The following is a 25,867-nucleotide window of genomic DNA, read 5'->3' on the forward strand; positions in this document are numbered from 1 at the left end:
GCCGGTCTCAGGTTTCGTCGTCGCTCGCGGTGCGGGCGCCGACGAATGCGAGGAGTCGCGGGTCGGATGAGGTGAACCGGTCCACTTCCTCACCTCCGTCACAGCGCAGCAAGGAGATCGTGAGGCTGTCCGCAGTGCGGGTCAGTACGCGCCAGTGGGCGCCGGAATCCTGCCAGCGCTGTAGATCTTCGACCCGATCGAGGCTCATGCCAACTACCATGGCACGGCATGGCCGCGAAGAACCGTGTGCGGTTGGCCCGCGTGTATGAGGAGCCCGAACCCGATGAGGGGAAGCGGGTTCTGGTCGACCGGCTGTGGCCCCGGGGCATGAAGAAAACCGATCCGCGGGTGGGTCATTGGCTGCCCGCGGTGGCCCCGTCCACAGAACTGCGGCACTGGTACGACCACAAGCCCGAGCGTTACGACGACTTCGCCGCCCGCTATACCGAGGAGCTGCAGTCCGGTGAGGAGTCCGCGGCCTTCCACGAGCTGCGCACGCTGGTGGGCCAGGGCCCGGTCACCTTGGTGACCGCCACCCGCGAGGTCGAACTCAGCCATCTGACGGTGCTGGCCAAGCTCCTCGCCTGAGCAGGCCCACCGATCCGGCGGACCACCCGGCGCTCGGGAGGAAGGTAAACCTACCCTCACTCGCTACGGTAGGCTCGGCGCTCAAATGAGCGATATCGATACCGACGTGGCCGACTTGCCAGGGGCCCCCGTGCTCAAACGCGAGCTGACCGACATCACCGACGAGGTACGCGCCGTCGACGCGGCGCCCATCCCGGTTCTGGCCGAGCCGTATGACATCCGGCCGGCCGACGCCGACGCTGACGCCGAGTTGATCTCGGAGTGGATGAACCGTCCGCATCTGGTCGAAGCCTGGGAGTACGACTGGGCCCCCGAGCGGTGGCGGCGCTACCTGCAGGCCCAGCTGGACGGGCAGTACTCGCGGCCGTTGATCGCGAGCTTCCGCGGAAAGCCTGCCGGCTACGTCGAGTTGTATCGGGCGGCCAAGGATTCCATCGCGCCCCGCTATGCCGCCGACCCGCACGACATCGGCATGCACGCTGCGATCGCTGATCTCAGATTCGTCAACCGCGGCATGGGCCCGATCCTGTTGCCGCGCATCGTGGCCAGTGTGTTCGAACTGGACCCGGACTGCCGGCGGGTCATGTTCGACCCGGACCATCGCAACACCGGCGCTCGCCGGCTGTGTGAGTGGGCGGGGTGTGAATTCCTGGGCGAGCACGAGATGTCGAACCGTCGCATGGCCCTCTATGCGCTGCCGCGTACACCCGACGACGCCTTCGGCGCCGCCGGGTAGCGGGATTCGTTCACGCTCCGGCGAATTCGGCGTAGCCATCGTAGTCGGGCTTCATGGCCGCGGCCACCAGCTCCCACAGCACCTCATCGGTGCCGCCGCCGACCCGGGCCAGCTTCATGTCGCGCCACCACTTGCCCAGCGGGGTCTCGTCGACGAGATAGCCGGAGCCGCCGAAGATGTGCATGCACTCCGACGCGACCTCCTCGCCCAGTCGTGCCGCGGTCACCTTGAAGGCCGCGGCGGCGCGGAGGTCGAGCTTGCCCTGGAGGGCCACCCCGGCCAGGGCGTACCGAAGCATGTCGACCCGCGCCTGCAGATCGGCCATCCGCATCCGCAGCGCCTGGTGCTCAAAGAGCGTGTGACCGAACTGACGACGTTTCATCATGCGTGCCAACGTGATTCCGAGGATCCGTTGTGCCCCGGAGGCCACCTGCCCGGAAATCGACATCCGTTCATGGGCCAGGCCCCAGGAGATCGCGGCGAGCCCGGTCCCAGCGCGGGCCACCAGATGGTCGGCCGGCACCCAGGTGTCGATGTGCACCGCGGCGGTGTCCAGGGGACCGTTGCCGACCTTGCGGTAGGGGGTCTGCACCTCGACCTGTGAAGTCGGGACGGCGATGACGACGACGTTGCCGTGCCTGCTCGTCGGGTCGTGGTCGACGTTGCGGGCCACCACCATGATGTGATCGGCGACCGGGGACAGCGAGACGAACTTCTTGATGCCCTTGATCTCGAAACCGTCTCGGGCCGTGCGGACTTCGGTCTCCACGATCTGCAGATCCGAACCGCCGGATTCTTCCGAGGCGGCGATGCACAGCACGGCCTCGCCGCGGACGGCTTGTTCGCAGATGGTGCGGAGGTGATCGGACTTGCCGAACCGGCGTAGCAACGCGATGGCCGAATCGTGCAGGCTGACGCCCACGCCGATGCCCGAGGAACCGTTGCGGCCCAGCGCGAAGGCCAACTCGATCAGCTTGGCCACGTCGGGCTGCTGACCGTCACCCCACTTCTCGGTGAACACCCCGTTGCGACCGAGGTGTTCGATGAGCGCGCGCGGAAAGCGTTCGGTTTCTTCGGCTTCGGCGGTCCATGCCTTGACCTGATCGTCGAACACCCGATCCAGCAGATCGCGGTACTCGTCGAGGGAGGTGGTGGCCGGCGCCGGCGTGGGCACAGTAGCGGTCATGACTTCGCTTCCTCCAGTTGTCGTTTGACCTCCAGGCGGCGCAGCTTGCCCGAGGAAGTGCGGGGGAGTGAGCCCGGTGTCAGGAACACCACGTCAGCGGGCACGATGCCGCATTCGGAGGCCACCTGTTGGATGACCTGGCTGCGGGCTCCGGCCTCGTCGGCGCCACGGAACTCCGCCGCGATCACCAGGCCGGACCGGACTGCCTTTTCGCCGGCGCCCACCGCTACCACCGCGCCCTCGCGGACACCTTTGACCTGGGCGGCAACCCGCTCGATCTCGGTGGGGAAGATGTTGCGTCCGGCCACGGTGATCAGTTCCTTGGTGCGGCCGCACACCACCAGCCCACCGTCGACGAAGTAGCCCAGATCGCCGGTGGCGAACCAGTCGCCGGAATTCAGGGGTTCCTGGCCGAGGTAGCCCGACATCATCGAGGTGCCGCGGATCTCGACCTCGCCCACCTCGCGGTCGACGATGCCGGCGTTGTCGTCACTGGGGCGCAGACGCACCTCCATCCCGGCAATCGCCTCACCGAGGACCGCCAGCTGCTGCCGGTTGGAACCCGCATCGGTGGTGACGGTGATCTCGTCGATCACCACTCCGCGCCCGGGAACCGGAACCGTGACGGCACAGGATGATTCGGCCATGCCGTAGGACGGGGACAGGGCCCCGGGGTTGAAGCCGAAGCGGGCCAGTTCGGTGCCGAACCGGCTCGTCGCCTCACAGTCCACCGGCTCGCCGCCATTGAGGGCGAATCGCAGGGCTGACAGGTCGAGATCGGTCAGCCGCCTGGAGTATTTGCCGATCAGCCCGTAGGCCATGTTCGGTGCGGCGGTCAGCGTGGCGCGGCTCTCGGTGAGCCACCGCACCCAGCTGAACGGTGAGGCCGCGAACGCTGCGGTCGGCGCCTGCCATACCTCGATGCCGCGGATCGCCCCGGTGAGCAGGAAGGTCAGGCCCATGTCGTGGTACAGCGGCAGCCAGGAGCAACCGATATCGCTGGGCGACAGGATGATCCGCTCGGCCAGCCCGTTCAGATTGGCCAGTACCGCTGAGGGGGACATCTGAGCGGTGCGTGGGGTTCCGGTGGAACCCGCCGTGCCTTGCAGGACCGCGCACGGGCCGGTTCCCAGCGGCAGCGTTGTGGAGCGTCGATCGTGCGCCACCGCGGTGTCGTCATGGATGGCCACGGAAGGCTCGGCCTTCTCCAGCAGATTCAGGTAGTCACCGTGGCTGAACACGGTGCCCACGCCGATGTCGGTGAACCGCTTGAGCGTGGATTGCGCCCACTGCGCGGCGTCTGCTCCCCGGACGGGACCGGGCAGGACCGAAAGGGCGGCGCCGGAAAGGAGGGCGCCGAGCACCGTCGCGATGCCTTCGGCGGTGGGTTCACCCACCACGCCGACCGCCGGCGAACCGTCGTGACCGATCTGCTCGGCGACGTTCTCGGCACGGGCATACATCTGCGCCCACGGGTGGCGGGTCCAGGTGCGGGTCTCCTGGTCGTACATCACCAGATCGGCGTCGCTCGCGCTCAGAGACGCGGCGAGCGCCGTGGCCAACACGCTCACTGGCTGCTCTGCGCGGCAGGCACTTTCGCCAGGATGGCCGCCTCGAGGTCTCCGACGGTGTCGCAGCTGAGCAGGTCTTCTTCGGACAGGACGACCCCGAGCTTGTCCTCGATCGCCACCATGCCGACGGCGAACGCCACCGAATCCAGACCGGCGTCGTCGACGAGCCGGGATTCCCTGGTCACCCGGCGGACATCGACGTTCATGTCGTCGCGAAGGATCTCGGTGAGGGCGGCGCTGACCGCTTCGGGTGTTGTCGACTGCATGGGGTCGCACGGTACACGGCGAAGGAAAGCTAGGCTAGCCTTACCAAGCCCGCTGTGGGATTAGTAACTGAAGTGCGCCAGATCGGTGCCACCGAAGCGCCGGCCGGCATCGACGACAGTCGCCGAGGGCACCATCTCGGCGCTGATCACACCATGCTCGCGGGTGAGTTCGTCGATGATCTCGAAGGCGCCGGCGATCCGTTCCGGGGTGTCCACCACAATCGTCGTCACCGGCACCTGACGCCCGAACTGAAACACCCGGTCGCCGTGTGGCTTGTCGTCGCCGCTGAATCCCCACACCGCGCGCAGGACGGTGGCCCCGCCGGCGGCACCGGTCTGCATCAGCCTGCGGACGATCGCGCGGTGGATGGGCACCCCGTCGTGGTGTGCGGTCTCCGAGGTGTGCACCATCAACTTCTGCCACAGCTGTCGGCCTTGCGCGTCGGTGGCAGGAAGTTCGGCTGGGCGGGTCAGCAACTGCCCGCCCCGCTTGCACAGTTGCGCCCGTTCGACCGTGAGCAGCGGATTGTTCGCCAGAAGTTCGGTGAGCTCACCGAGTGCGGTGTTCACCTGCACCCCGGTTCCGAGTCCGATGATCATCAGCGGCACGTCGGTGTTTCGGCCAAAGAACGCCGCGCGTCGACGCTGGCCGTGTGCGGTGCCGTCGACTCCGAGGAACACGGTGGCCCCCGCGAAGCCGCGCCGGTGCAGCAGGTCGCACACCGCACGGTAGGCCGGAACTCCGCCGACCCGGTGGTGGCGGCCGACGTACACCGTCAGCTTGCAGGTATCGGTCACGGTCGGCGCGGGCGAATCGCGCCGGATCAGCTGGGCCCGTTCGAGGGTGATCAGACCGCGGGGAATGAGATCGACGGTCTGCTCGGCAAGTGCGGAGATCTTGTCGGCGGCATCGACCGCCGCGATGGTGATCGGCGGATCTTCCGAGGCCGTCAACGTCTCGTCGGTACGCAGGTGATGGTGCGGACCGAAGCTGGAGATCCCGCGCAGCATCACGCTGATCGCGATGTCGCTGCCGCCGTACAGATCCAAGAGCGCGTCGGCGACGAAGCGGTGCTCGTGACGCGACCGTTCGGCGAAGTACGCGGTCAGCTTGAGGTAGTCGGTGGTGGTCACAGGTGGCTCCCGAGCGACATGCCCAGCCATGCCGCGGTCAGGCCGAGCGCCACGCTGACAGCGATGTTGCCGACTGCGGGCCAGATCCGGCGCTCCTCACCCAGCCGTTGGGTTTCCAGCATCCAGGTGGAGAACGTTGTGTAGGAGCCGACGAATGCGGTGCCGGCCAACAGCGCGGCGTGCCGGTCCAGGGCCAGTCCGCCGAGGAAGCCGAGCAGAAAGGCGCCGCTGAGGTTGACCGCCAAGGTGCCGAACGGGAAACCGCGGGTGTGGCGCGCGGACACCGCACGGTCCAACAGGAAGCGGCAGACCGCTCCGGCGCCGCCAAGGAGCAGCACGCCGGTCCACACCATCACGGTTGTCATCGGCGCACTGCCGCCCGACGCACCATCGCGGTCGCGATCGCCACTGCCAGCAGACCGGCGGCGATGCTGGCGGCGGTGTATCCCGCGGCCAATGCCCAGTTGCCGTGTTCGAGCATCGTGACCGTCTCGACCTGCATCGTGGAAAAGGTGGTCAGCCCGCCGCACACGCCGGTACCCAACAGTGGCCTGCGGTAACTGGACACGGGCAGCCGTTCCAGCAGTCGCGTGGTGAAGTAGCCGAGCAGAAACGCGCCGAGAATGTTCACGATGAACGTCGGCCACGGCCAGTGCCCGGGTTCGGGTGCCGCGAGCACCGCCAGTCCTGCGCGGGCGAGGGTGCCCAGCGCGCCGCCGACGAAAACTGCGGCGAGTTCGCGGCCGTCGTGACGGGTCATGATGCAAAGTATGTCGGTCGCCGGCCCGAGCGCTATCGTCGGCTCACTATGACGGCCCCGGATCATTCCGCACTTTCCGCGGTGCGGGTGGCTGCGCTGGGGCCGATCCGGGCGTGGGTGGCCGGCGAGCCGGTGGAACTCGGCGGCCGCAGGCAGCGATCGGTGTTGGCGCGGTTGGTATCCGCACACGGCGAGGTGGTGTCGGTCGACAGGCTCATCGACGACCTGTGGGAGGGGGAACCCCCACCGAAAGTGTTGTCATCGCTACAGGCCTACATCTCGCATCTCCGTCGCGTGCTCGAGCCGTGGCGCGAGCCGCGCACCGTGGCGGGCGTCATCGTCAGCGCGGCGCCGGGATACTGTCTGCGGCTGCCGGCCGAGGCCGTCGACGTGTGGCGTTTCGAGTCGAAAGTCTCTGCGGCAGAGCAGGAAGCCGAACCCGCCGAGCGGGCGCGACTGCTCGAAGATGCGCTCGCGGGCTGGTCGGGTGAGCCCTATGCGGAGGCGGCCGATGCGCTGTGGGCCGCCCCTGAAGTGGCCCGTCTGACCGAATTGCGGTTGGCCACCACCGAATCGTATGCACAGACGCAGTCCGTGCTGGGTCGCGACGCAGTCGTCGTGCGGGTTCTGGAGCGCCTCGCCCGCGATCACCCGGGTCGGGAGGTTGCCGCCGGGTTGCTCGCGACCGCGTTGTACCGGACCGGTCATCAGTCGGCAGCACTGGACGTCTTACGCCGTACCCGTGAACACCTCGTCGATGACCTCGGGCTCGAACCGGCGCGTCCGCTGCGGGATCTGGAACGCGACATCCTGCAGCAGGCCGATCATCTTGAGCCGATCCCGCTGGCAGAGAGGACGGTCGCTATTCCGCGGGTCGGGCGAAAGCCGCCACGGTCGTGTGGGCGGAGCACTGAACTGGCGGCGATCGCACGGACCGCGGAAACGGTTGAGCGCGAAGGTGGTCGCGTGTTGTGGGTCGGTGGCGAGGTGGGCTCCGGCAAGACCACACTTGTCGATACCGCCGCCGAGCGGCTACGCGCGACCGGCTGGGCGGTGGCCTCGGGACGCTGCCCGGAGGTGGATGGTGCACCGCCGGGTTGGGCGTGGACGGAGGTCATCCGTGAATTCGTGGCCGCGTGCGAACCCGATCAGGTCGCGGCGTTGGGCCCGTTGTTGCACGACGGCGGGACCGCGAGTGCCGACAGCGGCGGCACGTTCTGGTTGGCCCAGGCGCTCGCCGGCCTCCTCGGGCAGGTATCGGCCCGCCGACCGCTGGTCGTCGTGCTGGATGACCTGCACCGTACCGATGGCCTGACGCTGGAATTGCTGCGCTTCGTGACCGATCGACTCGGTGGTCATCGCGTGCTGATCGTCGGTACGTACCGGTCCTCCGAATTGGGGCCGGAGCTGGAGGCGGCCCGCGCGGCGCTGGCCAACCACGCCGCCGTCCACCTGGAACTGGCGGGCCTGGACGAGGCGGCCACTGCGGAACTGGCTGCCGAGTACGGCCTTTCGGCGCTATCGGGCGAGATGCTGCGACTCCTGCGTGAGCGGACCGGCGGCAATCCGCTGTTCATCCGGGAACTGGCCCGGTTGATGGTTGCCGAGGGCGTGGAAGCCGGCAAGGGCGGCGTGCCGGTCGGGGTACGTGATGTGTTGCGGCGCAGACTTGCCCGGTTACCCGCACCGACAGCCACGGCACTGCGTCAGGCTGCGGTGCTCGGTCGCGACGTGGACCTCGACCTTCTCGGCGATCTCGCGCAAGGCAACTCAGAGGATCTGCTCGACGCTCTCGAACCGGCTGTGCTGGCCGGGCTTCTCGACGAACCGGCGCCGGGCCGGGCCAGGTTTGCCCATGCCTTGATCCGCGACACGATCTACGACGACATGTCCATCCTGCGCCGGACCCGGCTGCACGCTGCGGCCCTCGGTCTGCTGCGCCGGCCGGGAAGTTCAGCGGATTCCTCCTCGCTCGCCTATCACGCCGTGGCCGCAGCGACACCCGACACAGCAAGTGCAGCAGCTGATTTCGCGATGTCCGCTGCCCGTGAGGCCGATTCGGTCGGCGCACCGGCGGAATCGGTGCGGCAGTGGCGGGCCACCGTTCGGATGCTGGATCTCGCCGGAGTCCGGCCCGCAGGCCCGCAGCCGAACATGCTGGAGCGGGCGGTTCTCGCGCGCTGTGGACTGGTCGCGGCGCTGGCGCGGGCCGGCGATGTCGTTTCGGCACGCGACGAACAGAAGCGGACGTTGGCACTGACAGTGGGCAACGACGTGTTGACCGTGGACGCGCTCACCCTGTGGGATGCCCCGCTGGTGTGGCGGCTCCGGGCCACCGACGCAGCCGATGCGGACATCGTGGTGCCGCTTCGGCGGGTACTGGCCCGCGATCATCCGGTGCCGGTGCGGGCGCGACTGTTGTCGACGTTGTTCGCCGAGTTGGAGGGTGCGGATACGCCCGCCGCATTGCAGGCGAGTTCGGAGGCGTTGGCGTTGGCACGTGCGGCGCACGCCGAGACTCCCGACGCCTACGGCAGGTTGCTGTGCGCGGCGCTCAATGCCCGTGCCTTCGCCGCGCTCGGCCCGGACCTGGCCGCCGAACGGGAAACAATGGCCGCTGAACTGCTCACGGTGGCGCAGGAGTGCGGCGCGGTCGACTACGAGGCGGTCGCACAGTGGCTGCTGTTCCTATCCGCGGCGGGCCGCTCGGACCTGGCTGCCGCGTTGGATCGCGTCGATCTCGCTGTGGCGCGGGCAGGTACAGGCCAGTTGGGTTACCTACTGGGCGTGCTCGACGTGTTCGAGGCGCAGTTGACGGTGCTGGCCGGCCGGCCCGACGAGGGGGAGCGGCGCTACGCTGCGGCGGCCGCTCAGTTGTCAGAACACGGAGCGCCCAACGGCGCATTGATGGCAGTCGTCGGACGGTTGACGGGGGCTCTGTTCCGTAACGACCTCGCCCCGCTGGCGGACGAGTTGCTCGCCATTCACAACATGGTGTCGAAGGCGGTCACCGACGCGGTGGTCCTGGCGTTGCTGGCCTCAGGAAGAGCCGATGAAGCACAACAGGTCTGGGCCCAGCGCGAGCCGGTGGAGCGGTCCTACTACTGGCTGGCGATGACCACCCTGCGCGCACACGCGTCGGCGGCGATCGGTGACGAGGCGGTCGCCAAGGCGACTGCCGAGGAGCTGCTGCCTTACTCCGGTCGGATGGCTGGGCTCGACAACGGCACCCTGCTCACCGGACCCGTCGACGAGGCGCTGGCCGCCGTCGCCGAACTGACCGGCGACGCTGAGCAGGCGCGCCGTTACCGCGCCGATGCCGCTGCGCTCCGTCAGCGTCTCGGGGCGGACGCCGCACGCGTGCTCAGCCGAACACCCGACGGTCGAATCGCCGGTGGCGCACCGACAACACGGTGATCAGCGCGAGCAGCATCGGACTTACGGTTTCGGACAGTGCGACGCGCTCTTGCTCGGTCATCACCGCCACGGTGCGTGGTCCGTCGAACGACATCCGCCCGCTCCGTTGGGCAGCCTTTTCGACGGCGGCCCAGTCGTCGACCGACACATACTGCCGGATCACCGGGAAGATCTCCCGTTCTTCGTCGGCAATGTGTTCGTGCAGCAGTCCGTGTAACTCGGTGAGGCCGGCGGCCAGCGGCGCCGCTGACCCCTTATCGCCGACATTCAGCCGGAACCCGGCCGCCAGCGCGCGCAACCGGTCCAACCGCGGGTCGAGCGCCGCGTGGTCCTCGGTCAGCTCGGTCAGGTCGACACTCCCGCCCGCGGAGGCTTCGATCACCGGCCACAGGATCTGGTCCTCCGTCGTGTGGTGGTGATGAACCGAGTCGCACAGCAGGTTCACGTACCGGGCGACGGCGCGAGCGCGTCGGGGCGTGCACGTCATCCCTCCATCTGCGAAAGCCGAGGTCAAAGTTGCGGCGCGGCCGACGTCGGTGACCATGGCGCGGTGCGCAAGGCTGATACCGAGGAGGTCGGGCTCGGGATCGCCGGGACGCCGTGCGGTGACGTTGACGAGTCGTGTGGGTTGCATCGGAGTGTTCACGGCAGCCACGTTGCCGGGCCACACTTGTAACCGACTTGTGTAAGGCTTGCTCTGACCGTCGAACGCCAGTTGTCGGAGGGAAATCGGGAACCATGGCTGCCAATCCCCGCGCCGGGCAACCGGCTCAACCCGAGGATCTGATCGACATCGCCGAGGTGGTGACCGCGTACTACACCAGGCGGCCCGATCCCGACGACATCGCCCAGCAGGTGGTGTTCGGCACCTCCGGGCACCGCGGCTCCAGTCTGGACACCGCGTTCAACGAAGGCCACATCCTGGCCACCACGCAGGCCATCGTCGAGTATCGCGCCGCGCAGGGCACCACCGGCCCGTTGTTCCTCGGCCGCGACACCCACGCGCTGTCGGAACCGGCCTGGGCGTCGGCGCTGGAGGTGCTGGCGGCCAACGACGTTGTGGCGATGGTCGATTCGGCGGACCGCTACACGCCGACGCCCGCCGTCAGCCATGCCATCCTGACCTTCAACCGGGGCCGCGACGCCGACCTGGCCGACGGAATCGTCGTCACCCCTTCCCACAACCCGCCCCGTGACGGCGGTTTCAAGTACAACCCACCCAACGGCGGGCCCGCCGATACCGACGCCACGTCGTGGATTGCCAAGCGCGCCAACGATATCCTGCGCGAAGGCTTCAAGCCGGTGAAGCGCATGCCACTGTCGCGGGCGTTGCAGATGGCCCAGCGTCACGATTACCTCGACGCCTACGTCGCGGATCTGGCCAATGTGGTGGATCTGCACGCGATCCGGGCCGAGGGCATCCGCATCGGTGCCGACCCGCTCGGCGGGGCCAGCGTCGATTACTGGGGCGCGATCGCCGAGCGGTACAACCTCGACCTGACCGTGGTGAACCCGCTGGTGGACGCGACGTGGCGGTTCATGACCCTGGACACCGACGGCAAGATCCGGATGGACTGCAGTTCACCGAATGCCATGGCTGGGCTTGTTTCGAAAGTCATCGGCCACCCCGACACCTATCAGATCGCCACCGGCAACGACGCCGACTCCGACCGGCACGGCATCGTCACCCCGGACGGCGGCCTGATGAACCCCAACCACTATCTGGCGGTCGCCATCGACTACCTCTACACCCGCCGGCCCAACTGGCCGGCGGCCACCGCGGTGGGCAAGACCGCGGTGAGCAGTTCGATCATCGACCGGGTGGTGGCCGGCCTGGACCGCAAGCTGGTCGAGGTACCGGTCGGGTTCAAGTGGTTCGTCGACGGGCTGATCGGCGGCGGCATCGGGTTCGGCGGCGAGGAGAGCGCGGGGGCCTCGTTCCTCCGCATGGACGGGTCGACCTGGACTACCGACAAGGACGGCATCATCCTGGCGCTGCTGGCCTCGGAGATCCTGGCGGTCACCGGGTCGACGCCGTCACAGCGGTATGCCGAGCTGGCCGAACGATACGGGTCGCCCACGTATGCGCGGATCGACGCACCGGCCGACCGGGACCAGAAGGCGCGGTTGGCCAAGTTGTCGCCCGAGCAGGTCAGCGCCACCGAGCTGGCCGGTGAACCCATCACTGCGAAGCTGACTGCCGCGCCGGGCAACGGGGCGGCGTTGGGTGGGCTGAAGGTCACGACGGAGAACGCCTGGTTCGCTGCCCGGCCATCGGGCACCGAGGACGTCTACAAGATCTACGCCGAGTCCTTCCTCGGTCCTGACCATCTGGCGGAGGTGCAGGAGGCCGCCAAGGATGTGGTTAATACAGTCATTGGGTGAGCGTTAAGGAGGGCGACTGTCAGCCCGACACCAAGGCCAAGCTGCCAGGTGAAGTCTGGGTCCTGATCGTCGCCAACGCCGTCATCGCGCTCGGCTACGGCGTGGTGGCTCCGGTGCTGCCGGCCTACGCCCGCCACTTCGGGGTCAGCATCAGCGCCGCGACCTTCGTCATCACCGCGTTCGCCCTGATGAGGCTGTGTTTCGCACCCGCCACCGGGGTCCTGATCCAGCGGCTGGGGGAGCGCCGCATCTACGTGTGGGGGCTGCTGATCGTCGCCGTGACCACCGGCGCCTGCGCGTTCGCGCAGACATACTGGCAGCTCCTGTTGTTCCGGTCGTTGGGCGGTGTCGGCTCGACGATGTTCTTCGTCTCGGCGCTGGGCCTGATGATCCGGGTGAGCCCGGAGGACGCCCGTGGCCGTGTCGCCGGCATGTTCTCCTCGGCGTTCCTGGTCGGCTCGGTCGGCGGGCCTGTGCTCGGCAGCCTCACCGCGGGCCTCGGCCTGAACGCACCGTTCGTCATCTATGGCGCGGCCCTGTTGGTGGCCGCCGCGGTGGTGTTCATCAGTCTGCGGCACTCCTCGCTGGCCGCGCCCGCGCCGGACGAAGGCCCGAAGGTGACCGTCCGCACGGCGCTGCGCAACCGCGCCTACCGGGCGGCGCTGTTGTCGAACTTCGCCACCGGCTGGTCGGCCTTCGGGCTCCGAATCGCCTTGGTGCCGTTGTTCATCGTCGACGTGTTGCACCGAGGGCCCGGGATGGCCGGGCTCGCGCTGGCCACCTTCGCGGTCGGCAATGTATCGGCGGTGATCCCCAGCGGCTACCTGTCCGACCGGGTGGGGCGGCGGCTGCTGTTGATCGTGGGGCTCACCGCGGCCGGCATCTCGACCGTGATGGTCGGATTCACCGACGGGCTGACGCTGTTTCTGGTGAGCGCCTACATCGCGGGTTTCTCGACCGGAATCTTCACTGCGCCACAGCAGGCCGCAGTGGCCGACATCATCGGCAACAAGGCCCGCGGCGGCACCGCAGTGGCGACCTTCCAGATGATGGCCGACGTCGGATCGGTCGGGGGCTCGCTGCTGGTCGGGCTGATCGCGCAGTACCTGTCGTTCTCCTGGGCGTTCGTGATCAGCGGGGTGATTCTCCTGGTGGCTGCGCTGGGCTGGGTCTTCGCTCCAGAGACCCGCGGAAGGCCGTCAGCCGAGCACACGCCGGCCCGCGCGCTGGGTCCGGAGGCCGGTGGAGAGGTTCCCTGACCAGCGATTTTGAACCTGGGGTAGCCGTGGTGTAACTTCGTGGGGCACGACAAACGGGGCTATGGCGCAGTTGGTAGCGCACCACACTGGCAGTGTGGGGGTCAGGGGTTCGAATCCCCTTAGCTCCACATTTGAAAAACCCGCTCTGACTTCGGTCAGGGCGGGCTTTTTGGTTTGTCGGCAACGTTCACGTTTTGGCCAAATGTCGGGGGTTCGCGGTGGGACGCCGAGGAGTTGATTGAGGCGGTGACGCTTCAGATCGCGGCTTTCTCGATTGACGTCAATGAGAAGTATTCGGGCAGTGATGAACTCCTCGGCAGAGCAGGAGGCGCCCGACTTGGGCTTCCAGAGCATGCCGTCGTGCTCGATGACACCTCCGGGTAGTGGTCCGATGCCGCGGCCGGTACATCTAGGAAACCTCGGTGGCTTTACGCCAGGCGGTGCGCACTGCGTCGAGGGCTTCCTTCGCCGCGACCGTCAGATGGGTCTGTCCCGCCAGCTGGGCGTGCCAGTCCGCGTCCGATGGCGCGGTGCGAAATAGATATGCCCCCGGGTTCTTGGTGGTGGGGCCGTAGCGCCTGAACAACGCGGCCGCGACGGGGTCGATAGCCCCGATCTCGCTGAGCGCCCATAGGTCCCAGAGGTCGCGGGCGGCGTGTCGATCGGCCCATGTCGCGGTCTTCGATGCGGCGAACGCGGGCAGGGTGGGTACTAAGAGCTCGGCGGGTGGCGCGTCGGCGTAGCGCTGGACCAGGGCGCGGCATTCAGTCGGCCACAGAATTCGATCCCGGGACGAGAGCAGTTGGAGTCGTACCGGCCGGCCGTCCGCGGGGCGCAGCAGCACTGGCAGAGTATCGGCGGTCCAGCTCAGCTCAGGTTCGACGGTGAGCCGGCCGTGACTACGGGCCACCGCGCGGGGGAGCGCGACGTCCAGGTCCAGCGCAACCTGCTTGCGGTCGCCCAGGGCGATGAGGTCGATGTCCTCGCTAAGCCGTCCATCCGGGAGATGTGTGCGGGCCAGCGCCGTCCCGCCAATGAATTGGATCCGGTCACCGAACTGTCGACTCAGGAACGCCAGCAGATGCGAGATCAAGTGATCGCGTTCGACTTGGTCGGCGGCGACACCGAATTGTCTTGCCACCGCGTCGCGTTCGTCGAGGTTCATCATCTTGCTAGTGCCCAGCCTTCGGCCCGGCGCAGGGACGCTAGCCGACGCTGCTCGGCCGCCAATGCCCGAAGTCGGGTCTCATCGCTGCGTGCATACAGCGCGGTAACCGCTGCAGGAACGTCGGTTTCCGCAGCGCCGAGACCTGGGCGATGCGCTAGATCGAGCACGGTCTGCTCGGGCGTGGTCACCAATGTCGGCCCCAGCTCAGTGCGAATGAGCTCGGCGTCCAGCTTGCTGGTCTGGCGTTTGACGAATCGCACGATCGCCGGCCGGTCCGCGAGGGTAATCGGCCGATGTTGTTGTGGCACTGCAATGATCGCGGTCGCCAGTGCCCGCGGAATCGCCCCGTGTAGACGCGCGGCGCTGACACCCATGACAACGACGTCGTCCGCCCCGTAAACCGCTGCGCCGATTCCGGCGGCGGCAGCTTCCAGGCCAGGCATCCAATCGTGTCCCACCATGTCTTGGGGCACCACGGCGTAGTAGCCGTCTGCGAGGCGGTGCAGCAATCCGCGCTCGGCGAGACGCGCGAGCTGGGCTCGGGGGTGTGAATACACGGCCGTGGCGTCGCGCGGCCGGATCGTCCGCAGCGGGATCCGAGCCAGCGCAGGGGGAAGGGGAGTGCTGTGGTCGTGTGCCACGACGCCTCCTTCTAAGTAGGCAGATCGTACTCTTTTAGAGTACGAAATGCGTACTTGATGGGCAAGGATGGAGGATTATGCAGTCCGCGCAGGCAAAACCCGTCCGCCCGCACGCCGCGACCGATAGTTCCGTAGCGGCGAGAATGATCCCTTACGGCTTCGGACGATGGAGGCGGTGATGGGAGTCAGGTCAGCTGGAGGGGCAGGGGTTCGAATCTCCGTGGCTCCACGTTGGAAGACCCGCTCTGAATTCGGTCGGGGCGGCTTTTGGTTTGCTGGCTGCTGCCTCGTTTCCGCGATGAGACTCCGGACCGAAGTCGGACCGGTGGCCGCCATCAGTCCACGGCCCGCACTTCGGCGAGGCTGAGGAACCCAAAGTTGCGCAGCGCCAGGAGTTCGGTGTCGGTTGTCGCCTGTACGTCGTGGATGCGGAGGTAGCCCCCGCGAACCAGCGCGCGAGCGGTGCGGGGGGTGAATTGCTCGAACTCGGCTGGAATCGGGGGCAGCTCTTGACCTTCACCCATGCCGGTGACCGTATCTCAGAACATGACGCCTGCGATTACGGATCGCCCCGACTGGCCCGCCCATCGCTGCTGTCGACGGCTGAGTTCCACACCGATGCAACGACACGGGGCCACGCCCGTCGGGCAGTACCGGTCGGTTTGTCAAAATTAACGAAACAGTCAAAAGAACTTTTGAAAAGCCTCAGGGAAACCCGCTTCGACCGGTACCGTTCCGCTCGTGAAAAGCCAAGCGGTCAGCCGCCGCATCAAGCTATCGATCGCTATCGCAGCAAGTTTCGCGTCCGTTGCAATGGTGGCACCAGGAAGCGCTCAGGCCGATGAGGGGAGTTACCTAGCCGCGCTGGGGCCCCAACTCTTGCCCACGACATCCTTACTGACGCTTGGTCGTACCATCTGCGACAAGCTTCGCTACGGCGGTTCAACGCCCGAAAATGTCCTCATGTCATGGGAGTTGATCGGCTGGGCAAACCCTCCGATGGTGGATGCCGCACAGCATGAGTTGTGCCCGGACACGCTCGCGCCCGCGCCCTGACGAAAGGCGGTTCTGGCCGACTTGAAGTGCCTCAATCCAAGTCGGACAAGATCTTTCGCGCGGCTTCGTGTTCGGCCGCCACTGCCAGCCAAGGACTGCGACGGTTCGGGTGCAGCGATTCGAGCGGAGGCTTCTCCGCACAATATCCATGGCAGATCGTCAAGAAATTTGACGATCTGCCAGACAGCGGTAACGCCTCGTCAAGGCCGGAACGGGCCGGTTCCGAACGTGCACTACGGCAATGCCGACCTCACTCCAAGTCGGACAAGACCTTTCGCGCAGCTTCGAGTTCGGCTTCGAGCGCGGCGACCTTGGCGGCCTGCTGTGAGCGGGCCTCCTCGATCACCTCGTCGATGGGCGTGGAGAGGTCCTCGTGCAGCTCCTTGGCCGCGCGCGAGACCGCAGCAGCCGCGACCGCGACATTGCGGGCCAGGTAGGTGGTGCCCTGCTTGAGCTCGGCGTGCCATTCACCGTCGGCGGTGCCGGTGACGGTGAGCGTCAGCTCGATGGTCTTGGCTTTCTTGGCCGGCGCTTTCTTGGCCGGGGCCTTCCGCGGCTTCTCGTCGGCAGGAGCCTCTACGACGGGCGTGGCGCTCTCGGGTGGAGTGGTCAGGTCGTCGGGAGTGTCGAAATCGGCAGGTGAGGTTTCTGGGGCCTGAGCGTCTACAGTCATCGTCACGGCGAACTCCTTTTCGGACATCGCCCGCACTGAGCGGGATGGGCGGCGAGGAACATTAGAACACATGTTCGACCTTTGTGGTCAAGTCGACGCGCCCGTCACCCTCACTTCGTCGGGTGGACGTCTCCGTGCAGATGTGCGCCGATGACGGTGGTGTCCAGGCGCCGCAGAAGCTCGAGCGGATCATCGAAAACAGCTTGTGCACCCGCTTTTTCGAGCTCAGAGTCGGCCACTCCGCCGCACCGTACGCCGACGAACGGTACGCCGACTCGGGTGGCGGCTTCACCGTCCCACACCGCGTCGCCGACAAAGACCGCCTGCTCGGCGGACACGCCGGCGCGCTTCAACGCCACCTTGACGATGTCCGGGTCGGGCTTGGCCGTGTCGACATCTTTCGATGACGTCGCTGCCGCGATGGCGTCGTCGCTGTCGAGAATCTTTCGGGTGATCGCGAGTTCGTCTTCCGGTGCGGAGCTGGCGAGCACGACCCCCACCCCGTGCTTGGCGAGATGGTGCAGCAATTCGCGGGCGCCCGGAAGCCGGACGATCAGGTCCGCGCTGTCTTTGTAGAGACTGCTGTGCCGGTCCTTGAGGCGTTGCTGCACATCGTCACTCGCGTCCCCGGACAGGTTTGCCACGAGGGTGCTGCCATCCATGCCGATGCTGCGGTGGATCCGCCAGGACTCCACATCGATGTTCTCCTCGCGGAACGCGCGCGCCCAGGCATGCACGTGCAGGTAGTTCGTGTCGACGAGCGTCCCGTCGACGTCGAACAGGACCGCAAAAGGGCTCGACATCGGCATGCGCGCGGTATACCCGCGTGCCCGCAGATCAAACGGATCAGCGGTAATGCGCCAGTTGCTCGGTCAGTTCCTGCGCGTATGCCAGTTGCCGGGTGAGTTTGGCGCAGGCTTCCTGCGCGCGGGTATGGCATTCGGCCACATAGGTTGTGGCATCGGTGCGCTGCGCGGCGGTCGAGGTAGGGGAGTTGAGGGTATCGAGGGCGTCGAGCAGTTCTCGCATTTCGTCGAGGGTGAAGCCCAACGGTTTCATGCGGCGGACCGCCAGCAGCCTGTTGACGTCGTCGGCGGTGTAGAGACGGAAGCCGCCCGCGGACCGTGCCGAGGGGACAACCAGACCGACCTCGTCGTAGTGTCGGATTGTCTTGATGGACAACTCGGTTCGTGCGGCGACCTCGCCGATCTGCAGGTGATCCTGGCTGCTCAACGCTTCCCCCTGTGACGGTCAGTGTGCCGCGGCGAGTTGGCCGCTGAGTCGCGCGTGCCGTTCTTTGCTGTTCTCGTTCATGCCCACGATGGTGGCGGTCTTGCCCTTGGCAGCGTATTTGGTGGTAATGGCGTCCAGGGTGGACACGGTGGACGCGTCCCAGATGTGAGCCTGGCTCATGTCGATGATCACGTTGTCGGGGTCGCCGGCGTAATCGAACTGGTAGACCAGGTCATTGCTGGAGGCGAAGAACAGCTCGCCGCGGACCGCGTACACCCGGGTGTTCTCGTCGGGATGGTCGATGTCCACCACCTCGGTGAAATGGGCGACCCGGCGGGCGAACAGCACCATGGCCGTCAGGGTGCCCACGGCGACGCCGTAGGCCAGGTTGCTGGTCGCCACCGTGACCGCGACGGTGGCCAGCATGACGGCGGTTTCGCTCTTGGGCATGCGCCGCAACGTTTTCGGGTTGATGCTGTGCCAGTCGAAGGTCCCGACCGACACCATGATCATCACCGCGACCAATGCGGCCATGGGGATTTGGGCCACGATATCGCCGAGGCCGACGACCAGACCGAGCAGGAACGCGCCGGCCAGGAACGTCGAGATCCGAGTCCGCGCTCCGCATGCCTTCACGTTGATCATGGTCTGCCCGATCATGGCGCAGCCGCCCATACCGCCGAAGAATCCGGTGACGATGTTGGCCACGCCTTGGCCGAGAGCCTCACGGGACTTGTCGGAGTGGGTGTCGGTGACGTCGTCTACCAGCTTGGCCGTCATCAGCGATTCCAGCAGGCCCACCACCGCCATGGCGAGTGCGTAGGGCGCGATGACCCCGAGCGTGTGCAGGGTGAAGGGGACGTTGGGAACCAGCAGAGACGGCAGGCTCGAAGGCAACTGCCCCTCGTCACCGACGTTGGGAATCGACCAGCCGAATCCGACGGTGGCGGCGGTGAGCACCACGATGGCTACCAGCGATGCGGGGATCGCGGTGCTCAGTTTCGGTAGCGCCACGATGACGGCGATGGCGACCGCGACCATCGGGTAGACCAGCCACGGCACCCCGAGCAGATGGGGCAACTGGGCCAGGAAGATCAGGATCGCCAACGCGTTCACGAAGCCGACCATCACGCTGCGCGGCACGAAGCGCATCAGCTTCGCGACCCCCAGACCGCCGAGGACCAGCTGCAGCACTCCGGCGAGGATAACCGTGGCTATCAAGTAGTCCAGGCCGTGACTGCGCACCAGCGGGGCCACCACCAGGGCGACGGCACCCGTCGCCGCGGAGATCATCGCCGGCCGTCCACCGACGATCGCGATGGTTACCGCCATCGTGAACGAGGCGAACAGGCCGATGCGCGGATCTACCCCGGCGATGATCGAGAATGAGATCGCTTCGGGGATCAGGGCCAACGCCACCACGAGGCCGGCGAGCACCTCGGTGCGTAACCGGCGCGGCGAACGGAGCGCAGCGAGCACCGATTGCTGTTCGTGCGGCGTCACCGCATCGGTCGATCGTTTCAACACAACTCCGTTTCGGCGCCCTCGGTCCAACACGGAGGGCAGATGTGAGCACAGTCGAGACACGCGTCGTTGCGTGAAAGCTATTGCCGGAACATGCAATCGATCACGGCCGCAGGGCCTGCAGGCGCGGACGTGCGGCCGCCACGTTCGGCGTCGTAGCGGAACTCTACCCTTGGGGGAGGGTTGTGTTTCAAATCGAGAAACGTGGATGTGCTCGACGCCACAGCGAAGTGGATTGGGGCGGCGGACGGCCGGCGTGGGCTGAATTCGGGTAGCGCACTACTCACGCCAACGCCGCGGTGCCCGGAGTTGACTGGCGATCACCAACAGTCATCGCATTGCGGGGGGCATCATGACGCGTCACGGTCGAGACAGCTTCTACATCGTCGGTGAGGGTTTGGTGACGCCGGAAACGGCTGACGAAACCCGCACCCTGGCGGCGGAGGCGGTGACACGGATATCCGATACAGCTTTGCTCGGCAAGTTCCGCTTCTCGCGCATCGGGCCGAAAGGCACGCCGGCCAGCGTCGGGTTGATCACTGAATTGGCCAAGGCGATGACCGAACCGCCGTCGGATCAGGACGGTGAGATTCCGGCCGGATACACGTATCTGGGTCAGTTCGCCGATCACGACCTGACGAGGGACGACACTGTCGCTCCGCTCGGATCGGACCTCACGGTCGACGAGCTTGTCCAGGGCCGTTCGCCCACACTCGATCTCGATTCGCTCTACGAGCGCGGTCCGGTCAAAGACCCGCAGTTCTACACCGACGGGCTGCACCTGAAGATGGGCAGCACCATCGGGCAGGGCCCGATCCTGCCTGGGTTCGACGGCTTCGACCTGCCGCGCGACCCGGCGCGGAAGACGGCGGTGATACCTGACCATCGCAACGATGAGAACCTGGTGGTGGCCCAGACCCACCTTGCCTTCATCAGGTTCCACAACCGGGTGCTCGACACCCTCGGCCCGGTTCCCGCTCCGGCAGTGTTCGAGACGGCGCGGGCGCGCGTCGTCAAGCATTACCAGTGGATGTTGCTACACGATTATCTACCGAAGATCGTCGACCCCGGAATCGTGCACGACGTCTTCACCCACGGTCGCAAGCTCTTCGAGAAATCACCGATTCCAGGCGATAGCCCCACCATGCCGATCGAGTTCTCCGTCGCAGCATTTCGCATGGGCCACAGTATGGTTCGCTCGGCCTACAACTGGAACAAGATCTTCGACAACGGGCAAGGAACTCTGTCGGCGCTGTTCGCTTTCTCGGGAACCAGCGGTGGACTATCGGGCAACAGTCCCTTGCCGTCCACGTGGATCGCCGACTTCCGCCGGTTGTACGACTTCGCCGAGGCGGGGCGTCCCGACCTGGTGGTGCCGAAGGCCAAGTTCAACCGGGCGCTCAGGATCGACACCAGACTGACGGATCCGCTCGCGACCCTCCCGCCGGGTTCATTCGGCGGCGACCCCAATGTCCCGGTACCGCCGCTTCAGGCCTACCTGGCGTTCCGGAACCTCATGCGGGCCAACATGGTCAAGCTCGCCAGCGGCCAGCAGATGGCAGCACTCGCCAACGTCACCGCGCTCAACGCCGAGCAGATCCTCAAGGGCAACGGGGGTGCCCAGTTGAACGGTCTTTCTGCCGCGTTGGGCAACGAACTGGTCGCCAACACTCCATTGTGGTTCTACATCCTGCGGGAAGCCGAGGTGTTCGGTGGAGGGCGGCTCACCGGCGTAGGTGGGCGCATTGTGGCCGAGGTGTTCCACCAGGCGATGGAAGGAAGCAAGTATTCCATTGTGCGTGAGCCACATTGGCGTCCCAACCTGGGGCCCGATCGGCTCACCTTCCGCATGACGGACTTGCTGCTGTTCGCTTTCGACGGGCGAGCCGAGTTGCTCAACCCGCTCACCGACGACCCCGCGCAACAGGACACGATGATCGAACTGCGCTTGGGCACCGACAGTGCCTTCGTCAAGATCCTGCAGCATCTGTTGCGCGCGAGGGGTTTCGGTCTGAAAGTCGACGGCGACTTCGGTCCGCTCACCGACGCGGCGGTGCGGGTGTTCCAAGGCAGTCAGGGCGTCAAGGTCGACGGCATCGTGGGACCGGTCACCTGGACTCGGCTGTTCGTCACGGTCCGCCCGGGTAGCACCGGTGAGGCCGTGAAGGCAGTGCAGGTAAGGGTGAACCTGAGTCAGGCCACCCCCATCGATGTCGACGGCGACTTCGGCCCGATCACCGACGCGGCGGTGCGCAAGTTCCAGAAGAGCCGCGCCATCGACGTCGACGGCGTCGTCGGGCCGGCCACGTGGCGACAATGCGTATCCGGTCCCGCCTGATCGGACGTCAGTCCTCAAGCCCGTATTCGTCGAACCAGTAGGCGAGCTTGCCGCGCCGGCTCACCGCGCGCAGCCGGGCTTCGGCCGCCGTCCGTGTCTTGCTGGTGGTGACGATGAGCAGTTCGTCGCCGACGGCGATGCGGGTGTCCGGCAGCGGAACGAAGGTGCGGCCGTTGCGGATGATCAGCGTGATGACTGCCGGGTCGGGCAGCCGCAGTTCGAGGATGGTGACGTTGTGCAGCCGGGAATGGGGCTGCACTGTCATGGTCAACAGCTCGGCGTCGAGCACGTCCAGCGGTGCGGCTTCGACTTGGATCTCGCGGGTGATGTCGCGGGTGATCAGCCCGAGCGCGTTGGCCACGAATCGGATGCTGGGCGCCTGTATCAGGGTGAAGATCACCACGAGCACGAACACGATGTTGAGTAGTCGGTAGCTGTCGGGCACGCCCGCGACGATCGGAAACGTGGCGAGCACGATCGGCACCGCACCGCGTAAGCCCGCCCATGACAGGAAGAGCTGTTCGCGCAGCGGGATGCGGAATCCGGCCAGTGACAGGATCACCGACACCGGCCGCGCGATCAGCAACAGCACCAGCCCGATGACGATCGCCGGGATGATGTCGCCGGCCAGATCGTGCGGGTTCACCAGCAACCCGAGGAGGACAAACAGTCCGATCTGGGCCAGCCAGCCGACTCCCTCGGCGAACGATCGGGTGGCTGATTTGTGTGGCAGGCCGGAGTTGGCCAGCACCACTGCGGACAGGTAGGCGGCGATGAAGCCGCTCGCATGGGCGCTGCCCGCGGCGGCGAATGCGATGAAGCCCAACCCGAAGGTGGCGATCGGGTAGAGCCCCGAGGCCGGCAGTGCGATGCGGCGCAAGGCGAACGCTCCGGCGAACCCCACACCCAAGCCGAGCAGAGAGCCGGTGACCAGTTCGTAGAGCAGGTCGGTGATGGCGCCCTCGGGGTGGAATACGAACGGCACCACGCTGAACGTCAGCACCAGGATGACCGCGGGGGCATCGTTGAAGCCGGACTCTGCTTCCAGCAGACCGGCCAGGCGTCGGGGCAACGGCAGGATCCGCAGCACCGAGAACACCGCGGCCGCATCTGTGGAGGACACGATCGCCCCGAGCAGCAGCGCGAGTTGCCAGTCCACTCCCAGAAGCAGATGCGCGCCGACGGCGGTGATGGCGGTGCTGATCACCACGCCGAGGGTGGCCAGCACGCCCGCGGGCGCCAGCACCCCTCGGATATCGGAGAACCGGGTCGTCAAGCCGCCCTCGACGAGCACGATCGCCAACGCCGTGGTGCACACGTTGCGGGCCAGCTCGACGTTGTGGAAGTCCAGCCCGATCCCGTCGACGCCCAGCACCATGCCGACTGCCAGGAAAAACAGCAGGCTGGGGAAGCCGATGCGGGTCGCCACGCGCGTGCCGATGATGCTCGCCAGCAGCACGATGCCGCCGGTCAGCAAGGTCAGGTACAGCTGGTTCAGGCTCATCGAGAATTAGTTAATCAGGCAGAAGGGCCGCGAGTGTGCCGTGCCGATAGGGGAAAATGGCGGAGTGGGCGAACGGAAGATGCGAGTCGTGGTTGCCGGTGCGGGCAATGTGGGTCGCTCCGTGGCCCGTGAATTGCTCGACAACGGCCACAAGGTCCTGCTGATCGAGCAGCTGTACCGGCGCTACGAACCGCACACGGTGCCGGGTGCGGATTGGCTGCTGGCCGACGCGTGTGAGCTCTCGGCGATGGAGGGTGCCGGGATCGAAACCGCCGACGTGCTGATCGCCGCGACCGGTGACGACAAGTCCAATCTCGTGGTCGGGTTGCTGGCCAAGTCCGAGTTCGGGGTGCCGCGGGTGGTGGCCCGGATCAACGACATCCGCAACCAGTGGCTGTTCGGACAGGATTGGGGTATCGATGTCGCGGTGTCGACGCCGGGCTCGTTGGTCGCCGGCATCGAGGGTGCCATCGATGTCGGGCACCTGGTGCGGTTGATGATGTTGCGCGGCGGTCGTGTCGAGTTGACCAAACTCACGCTGCCAGAAGACAACCCGGTGGTCGGTCAGCGGGTGGACCGGCTGGACCTGCCGGTGGATACCGCGCTGGTCACCATCGTCCGCGGAAACAAGGTCAGGTTGCCCAAGCTTGACGATGTGTTCGAAGCCGGCGACGAGTTGCTCTTCACCGCCAACCGCACCTCGGAGAACTCACTGCTCGCTGCGATCCATGGCGGGGAGTTCCTGCGGGAAGTGGTGTCTGACGAGCCGTGACTGGCCTCGAGGTGGCCCTGGGCTAAGCGACTTTAGGCGGTGGTTTGGGTTGGAACGGTTGGTACCACCACCAGTCGGCGCGCTCACCGGTAGGTCCGGGGCACGGCGGGACGACAGGTGGGGGTGTCGTGGACGGGCGGGCCAACGACCCGCCCGGCAACCGTTTGCCGGCGCTGTCGGCGACCACGAGCCGGTCGGCGGGGCCGGTGATCGTGATGCCGCCCCGGTGGTGCAACCGGTGGTGAAACGGGCACACCAGCACCAGGTTGTTCAGTTCGGTCGGCCCACCGTCTTCCCAATGCACGATGTGATGGGCGTGCAATCCACGGGTGGATCCGCAGCCCGGGACCACACAGCACCGGTCGCGGTGTTCGAGTGCCCGGCGGAGGCGGCGGCTGATGGTGCGGGTGGTGCGGCCTGCGCCGATCACCTGGCCGCGGCGTTCGAACCAGGCCTCACAGGTGGCATCGCACAGTAGGTAGCTTCGTTCGTCGTCGGTGAGCAGCGGCCCCAGATGCAGTGCGGCGACGGGTTTGTCGCCGTGCTTGTCCAGGTCGACATGTACGGCCACGGCGGTGTGCTGTCCGTGCGGGCGGCGTGCCGTCTCGACGTCCCACCCTGCATCGATCAGGCTCATGAACGCATCCACCAGCTTGGGGAACGGCGGTGCCTGATCTGACGCCGGTTCACCGTCGGTGTCGTGGTCGCGTTTCCAGTCGGCGATCACCGCATCGTGGTGCGACTGCAGTGCGGTGTCGAATTTCGCCGCGTCCAACCGCGGCAACCGGATTCGCCAGGTGGTGTACTCGTCCTCGACGTTCTTGGTGATCGAACGCTCCGGTTCGGGCCGGGTTTCGGGTTCGGGGCGTGGTTCCAGCTTGACCGCAGTACGCAACTGGCGGACGGTGGCGACGGCGGCCAACTCGGCGTAGTGCTCATCGGAGCCGTCGGCGGCTTTTTCGGCGATCACCCCGACCTGATCCAGCGACAGCCTGCCTTCACGCATCCCTTGCGCACAGCGGGGGAATTCTTCGAGTCGACGTGCGACGGCCACGACGGATTCGGCGTTGCGTGGAGCGATGCCGGTTTTCCAGGCCACCAACGCTTGGATGGAGCGAGCGCCGGTGGCGCCGCACAGTTCGTCGCGATCCATCTCGGCGACGATCTCCACGATGCGTGCGTCGATCGCGTTGCGTTGGCCGGTCAGCTCGGCGACCTCGTCGAACAACATCTCCAGCCGCTGCACTGGGCTCACCCCACCAGTGAAAGAAGCTGCGCCCGAAGACATGACACCATCAAAGCAGAGGGGTACGACAAGTTCGGGTCGTACAACATGGTGGCTTTAGGCTGATGGCCATGGATGCCGAAGACGCCGAGGGTACCGAAGCGCCGGAACGCCGGCTGGTGATCAGAGTCAACTCGAACGCGAAGATGTCGCGCGGTAAGGCCGCCGCACACGCCGTGCATGCCGCGCTCAAGCTCTACGGCATCGAATACGAGCACCCGGTCATCGTGATCGGCGGCAAGCCCGACGAGATCCTCGCGCAGACGGTGCATGTGCGCGATGCCGGGCGCACTGAGCTCGTACCCGGCACACTCACTGCGGGGGCGAGCTGGGAGTACAAGGACCGCACCGAGCCCGACGCACCCGAGTAG

General features: G+C 66.6%; 26 protein-coding genes and 1 tRNA gene. 10 read left to right on the forward strand and 17 right to left on the reverse strand.

Annotation, left to right across the window (positions count from 1 at the left end):
* Positions 1–7 precede the first annotated feature (7 nt).
* A complete protein-coding gene (locus AC4ELS_RS01685; RefSeq protein ID WP_064959415.1) occupies positions 8–208 on the reverse strand; it encodes a hypothetical protein in 201 nt (66 codons plus the stop codon).
* A 20-nt stretch (positions 209–228) separates the two neighbouring features.
* Here AC4ELS_RS01685 and AC4ELS_RS01690 point away from each other — a divergent pair, with 20 nt between their 5' ends.
* Together AC4ELS_RS01690 and AC4ELS_RS01695 are read left to right on the forward strand one after the other, a co-directional pair.
* A complete protein-coding gene (locus AC4ELS_RS01690) occupies positions 229–588 on the forward strand; it encodes a DUF488 domain-containing protein (RefSeq protein ID WP_448442816.1) in 360 nt (119 codons plus the stop codon).
* Between the two features lie 85 nt (positions 589–673).
* On the forward strand, positions 674–1,324 hold the full coding sequence (locus tag AC4ELS_RS01695; protein ID WP_064879050.1) for a GNAT family N-acetyltransferase: 651 nt from the start codon (positions 674–676) through the stop codon (positions 1,322–1,324).
* A 10-nt stretch (positions 1,325–1,334) separates the two neighbouring features.
* Here the strand turns inward: AC4ELS_RS01695 and mbtN are convergent, their stop codons facing one another.
* Genes mbtN through crcB (AC4ELS_RS01725) form a run of 6 tightly spaced genes read right to left on the reverse strand, consistent with a single transcriptional unit; the run spans position 1,335 to position 6,241 of the window.
* Positions 1,335–2,510 (reverse strand): mycobactin biosynthesis acyl-ACP dehydrogenase MbtN, encoded by a 1,176-nt coding sequence (mbtN, locus tag AC4ELS_RS01700; RefSeq protein WP_064879053.1) that lies wholly within the window; start codon positions 2,508–2,510, stop codon positions 1,335–1,337.
* Positions 2,507–4,072 carry a long-chain-fatty acid--ACP ligase MbtM gene (gene mbtM / locus AC4ELS_RS01705; protein WP_448442991.1) on the reverse strand — a complete coding sequence of 522 codons (1,566 nt, stop codon included), beginning with the start codon at positions 4,070–4,072 and terminating at the stop codon, positions 2,507–2,509. The genes mbtN and mbtM overlap by 4 nt, the downstream gene beginning before the upstream one ends.
* A gap of 5 nt (positions 4,073–4,077) precedes the next feature.
* Positions 4,078–4,347, reverse strand: a complete 270-nt coding sequence (gene mbtL / locus AC4ELS_RS01710; protein ID WP_055112333.1) for a mycobactin biosynthesis acyl carrier protein MbtL — start codon at positions 4,345–4,347, stop codon at positions 4,078–4,080.
* Positions 4,348–4,407: 60 nt separating this feature from the next.
* Positions 4,408–5,481: a putative PII-like signaling protein gene (locus tag AC4ELS_RS01715; RefSeq protein WP_448442819.1), complete on the reverse strand. Its 1,074-nt coding sequence runs from the start codon at positions 5,479–5,481 to the stop codon at positions 4,408–4,410.
* The gene (gene crcB / locus AC4ELS_RS01720; RefSeq protein WP_064879061.1) at positions 5,478–5,846 is read right to left on the reverse strand and encodes a fluoride efflux transporter CrcB; all 369 of its coding nucleotides are present in this window, start codon (positions 5,844–5,846) and stop codon (positions 5,478–5,480) included. The genes AC4ELS_RS01715 and crcB (AC4ELS_RS01720) overlap by 4 nt, the downstream gene beginning before the upstream one ends.
* Complete coding sequence (gene crcB, locus AC4ELS_RS01725; protein WP_055112339.1) at positions 5,843–6,241, reverse strand: fluoride efflux transporter CrcB; 399 nt, start codon at positions 6,239–6,241, stop codon at positions 5,843–5,845. The genes crcB (AC4ELS_RS01720) and crcB (AC4ELS_RS01725) overlap by 4 nt, the downstream gene beginning before the upstream one ends.
* A gap of 48 nt (positions 6,242–6,289) precedes the next feature.
* Here crcB (AC4ELS_RS01725) and AC4ELS_RS01730 point away from each other — a divergent pair, with 48 nt between their 5' ends.
* Positions 6,290–9,658, forward strand: coding sequence for an ATP-binding protein (locus AC4ELS_RS01730; protein ID WP_448442821.1), 3,369 nt, complete (start codon positions 6,290–6,292; stop codon positions 9,656–9,658).
* On the opposite strand, the gene AC4ELS_RS01735 is transcribed toward AC4ELS_RS01730, so the two are convergent.
* A complete protein-coding gene (locus AC4ELS_RS01735) occupies positions 9,606–10,304 on the reverse strand; it encodes a hemerythrin domain-containing protein (RefSeq protein ID WP_499045454.1) in 699 nt (232 codons plus the stop codon). The two genes, AC4ELS_RS01730 and AC4ELS_RS01735, sit on opposite strands and share 53 nt — an antisense overlap.
* Positions 10,305–10,396: 92 nt before the next feature.
* On the opposite strand from AC4ELS_RS01735, the gene pgm reads away from it, so the two are divergent.
* From pgm to AC4ELS_RS01750, 3 genes are all read left to right on the forward strand, one after another.
* Positions 10,397–12,043, forward strand: coding sequence for a phosphoglucomutase (alpha-D-glucose-1,6-bisphosphate-dependent) (pgm, locus tag AC4ELS_RS01740; protein ID WP_499045456.1), 1,647 nt, complete (start codon positions 10,397–10,399; stop codon positions 12,041–12,043).
* Positions 12,040–13,302, forward strand: coding sequence for an MFS transporter (locus tag AC4ELS_RS01745; RefSeq protein WP_064879067.1), 1,263 nt, complete (start codon positions 12,040–12,042; stop codon positions 13,300–13,302). The genes pgm and AC4ELS_RS01745 overlap by 4 nt, the downstream gene beginning before the upstream one ends.
* Positions 13,303–13,357: 55 nt before the next feature.
* A tRNA-Ala gene (locus tag AC4ELS_RS01750) sits at positions 13,358–13,430 on the forward strand.
* Positions 13,431–13,711: 281 nt separating this feature from the next.
* On the opposite strand, the gene AC4ELS_RS01755 is transcribed toward AC4ELS_RS01750, so the two are convergent.
* From AC4ELS_RS01755 to AC4ELS_RS01765, 3 genes are all read right to left on the reverse strand, one after another.
* Positions 13,712–14,467: a nucleotidyl transferase AbiEii/AbiGii toxin family protein gene (locus AC4ELS_RS01755; RefSeq protein WP_499045571.1), complete on the reverse strand. Its 756-nt coding sequence runs from the start codon at positions 14,465–14,467 to the stop codon at positions 13,712–13,714.
* A complete protein-coding gene (locus tag AC4ELS_RS01760; protein WP_499045459.1) occupies positions 14,467–15,111 on the reverse strand; it encodes a type IV toxin-antitoxin system AbiEi family antitoxin domain-containing protein in 645 nt (214 codons plus the stop codon). Before AC4ELS_RS01760 ends, AC4ELS_RS01755 begins: the two co-directional genes overlap by 1 nt.
* A 335-nt stretch (positions 15,112–15,446) precedes the next feature.
* The gene (locus AC4ELS_RS01765; protein ID WP_448442830.1) at positions 15,447–15,635 is read right to left on the reverse strand and encodes a hypothetical protein; all 189 of its coding nucleotides are present in this window, start codon (positions 15,633–15,635) and stop codon (positions 15,447–15,449) included.
* Between the two features lie 217 nt (positions 15,636–15,852).
* Here AC4ELS_RS01765 and AC4ELS_RS01770 point away from each other — a divergent pair, with 217 nt between their 5' ends.
* A complete protein-coding gene (locus AC4ELS_RS01770) occupies positions 15,853–16,167 on the forward strand; it encodes a hypothetical protein (RefSeq protein ID WP_448442832.1) in 315 nt (104 codons plus the stop codon).
* 250 nt (positions 16,168–16,417) lie between these two features.
* Here the strand turns inward: AC4ELS_RS01770 and AC4ELS_RS01775 are convergent, their stop codons facing one another.
* The 4 genes from AC4ELS_RS01775 to AC4ELS_RS01790 all read right to left on the reverse strand — a co-directional run bounded on the left by AC4ELS_RS01775 (position 16,418) and on the right by AC4ELS_RS01790 (position 19,600).
* Complete coding sequence (locus AC4ELS_RS01775) at positions 16,418–16,840, reverse strand: DUF6319 family protein (protein WP_499045574.1); 423 nt, start codon at positions 16,838–16,840, stop codon at positions 16,418–16,420.
* Positions 16,841–16,950: 110 nt separating this feature from the next.
* Positions 16,951–17,643, reverse strand: a complete 693-nt coding sequence (locus tag AC4ELS_RS01780; RefSeq protein WP_499045576.1) for an HAD family hydrolase — start codon at positions 17,641–17,643, stop codon at positions 16,951–16,953.
* Positions 17,644–17,686: 43 nt separating this feature from the next.
* Positions 17,687–18,073: a MerR family transcriptional regulator gene (locus AC4ELS_RS01785; RefSeq protein ID WP_499045462.1), complete on the reverse strand. Its 387-nt coding sequence runs from the start codon at positions 18,071–18,073 to the stop codon at positions 17,687–17,689.
* Positions 18,074–18,091: 18 nt separating this feature from the next.
* Positions 18,092–19,600, reverse strand: a complete 1,509-nt coding sequence (locus AC4ELS_RS01790; RefSeq protein WP_499045464.1) for a SulP family inorganic anion transporter — start codon at positions 19,598–19,600, stop codon at positions 18,092–18,094.
* A 349-nt stretch (positions 19,601–19,949) separates the two neighbouring features.
* On the opposite strand from AC4ELS_RS01790, the gene AC4ELS_RS01795 reads away from it, so the two are divergent.
* On the forward strand, positions 19,950–21,935 hold the full coding sequence (locus AC4ELS_RS01795) for a peptidoglycan-binding protein (RefSeq protein ID WP_499045466.1): 1,986 nt from the start codon (positions 19,950–19,952) through the stop codon (positions 21,933–21,935).
* 7 nt (positions 21,936–21,942) lie between these two features.
* Here AC4ELS_RS01795 and AC4ELS_RS01800 read toward each other — a convergent pair whose 3' ends face one another.
* The gene (locus AC4ELS_RS01800; RefSeq protein WP_064961162.1) at positions 21,943–23,439 is read right to left on the reverse strand and encodes a potassium/proton antiporter; all 1,497 of its coding nucleotides are present in this window, start codon (positions 23,437–23,439) and stop codon (positions 21,943–21,945) included.
* A 79-nt stretch (positions 23,440–23,518) separates the two neighbouring features.
* Here AC4ELS_RS01800 and AC4ELS_RS01805 point away from each other — a divergent pair, with 79 nt between their 5' ends.
* Complete coding sequence (locus AC4ELS_RS01805) at positions 23,519–24,211, forward strand: potassium channel family protein (protein WP_448442997.1); 693 nt, start codon at positions 23,519–23,521, stop codon at positions 24,209–24,211.
* Positions 24,212–24,233: 22 nt separating this feature from the next.
* Here the strand turns inward: AC4ELS_RS01805 and AC4ELS_RS01810 are convergent, their stop codons facing one another.
* Entirely contained in the window at positions 24,234–25,499 is a 1,266-nt protein-coding gene (locus AC4ELS_RS01810) for an HNH endonuclease signature motif containing protein (protein WP_448442842.1), read from the reverse strand.
* A 68-nt stretch (positions 25,500–25,567) separates the two neighbouring features.
* Between AC4ELS_RS01810 and AC4ELS_RS01815 the strand changes: the two genes are divergently transcribed.
* Positions 25,568–25,867, forward strand: a complete 300-nt coding sequence (locus tag AC4ELS_RS01815) for a hypothetical protein (protein ID WP_498883483.1) — start codon at positions 25,568–25,570, stop codon at positions 25,865–25,867.

The sequence above is a fragment of the Mycobacterium shunyiense genome (assembly GCF_058270035.1).

What these genes read in the sequence shown, in the direction of transcription:
- AC4ELS_RS01800 (WP_064961162.1), bottom strand. Translation starts at nt 23,439, where the DNA reads ATGAGCCTGAACCAGCTGTACCTGACCTTGCTGACCGGCGGCATCGTG.
- AC4ELS_RS01685 (WP_064959415.1), bottom strand. Translation starts at nt 208, where the DNA reads ATGAGCCTCGATCGGGTCGAAGATCTACAGCGCTGGCAGGATTCCGGC.
- AC4ELS_RS01755 (WP_499045571.1), bottom strand. Translation starts at nt 14,467, where the DNA reads ATGAACCTCGACGAACGCGACGCGGTGGCAAGACAATTCGGTGTCGCC.
- AC4ELS_RS01730 (WP_448442821.1), top strand. Translation starts at nt 6,290, where the DNA reads ATGACGGCCCCGGATCATTCCGCACTTTCCGCGGTGCGGGTGGCTGCG.
- AC4ELS_RS01805 (WP_448442997.1), top strand. Translation starts at nt 23,519, where the DNA reads ATGCGAGTCGTGGTTGCCGGTGCGGGCAATGTGGGTCGCTCCGTGGCC.
- AC4ELS_RS01765 (WP_448442830.1), bottom strand. Translation starts at nt 15,635, where the DNA reads ATGGGTGAAGGTCAAGAGCTGCCCCCGATTCCAGCCGAGTTCGAGCAA.
- AC4ELS_RS01690 (WP_448442816.1), top strand. Translation starts at nt 229, where the DNA reads ATGGCCGCGAAGAACCGTGTGCGGTTGGCCCGCGTGTATGAGGAGCCC.
- AC4ELS_RS01695 (WP_064879050.1), top strand. Translation starts at nt 674, where the DNA reads ATGAGCGATATCGATACCGACGTGGCCGACTTGCCAGGGGCCCCCGTG.
- AC4ELS_RS01810 (WP_448442842.1), bottom strand. Translation starts at nt 25,499, where the DNA reads ATGTCTTCGGGCGCAGCTTCTTTCACTGGTGGGGTGAGCCCAGTGCAG.
- AC4ELS_RS01775 (WP_499045574.1), bottom strand. Translation starts at nt 16,840, where the DNA reads ATGACTGTAGACGCTCAGGCCCCAGAAACCTCACCTGCCGATTTCGAC.
- mbtN (WP_064879053.1), bottom strand. Translation starts at nt 2,510, where the DNA reads ATGACCGCTACTGTGCCCACGCCGGCGCCGGCCACCACCTCCCTCGAC.
- crcB (WP_055112339.1), bottom strand. Translation starts at nt 6,241, where the DNA reads ATGACCCGTCACGACGGCCGCGAACTCGCCGCAGTTTTCGTCGGCGGC.
- AC4ELS_RS01780 (WP_499045576.1), bottom strand. Translation starts at nt 17,643, where the DNA reads ATGTCGAGCCCTTTTGCGGTCCTGTTCGACGTCGACGGGACGCTCGTC.
- AC4ELS_RS01795 (WP_499045466.1), top strand. Translation starts at nt 19,950, where the DNA reads ATGACGCGTCACGGTCGAGACAGCTTCTACATCGTCGGTGAGGGTTTG.
- pgm (WP_499045456.1), top strand. Translation starts at nt 10,397, where the DNA reads ATGGCTGCCAATCCCCGCGCCGGGCAACCGGCTCAACCCGAGGATCTG.
- crcB (WP_064879061.1), bottom strand. Translation starts at nt 5,846, where the DNA reads ATGACAACCGTGATGGTGTGGACCGGCGTGCTGCTCCTTGGCGGCGCC.
- mbtL (WP_055112333.1), bottom strand. Translation starts at nt 4,347, where the DNA reads ATGCAGTCGACAACACCCGAAGCGGTCAGCGCCGCCCTCACCGAGATC.
- AC4ELS_RS01815 (WP_498883483.1), top strand. Translation starts at nt 25,568, where the DNA reads ATGGATGCCGAAGACGCCGAGGGTACCGAAGCGCCGGAACGCCGGCTG.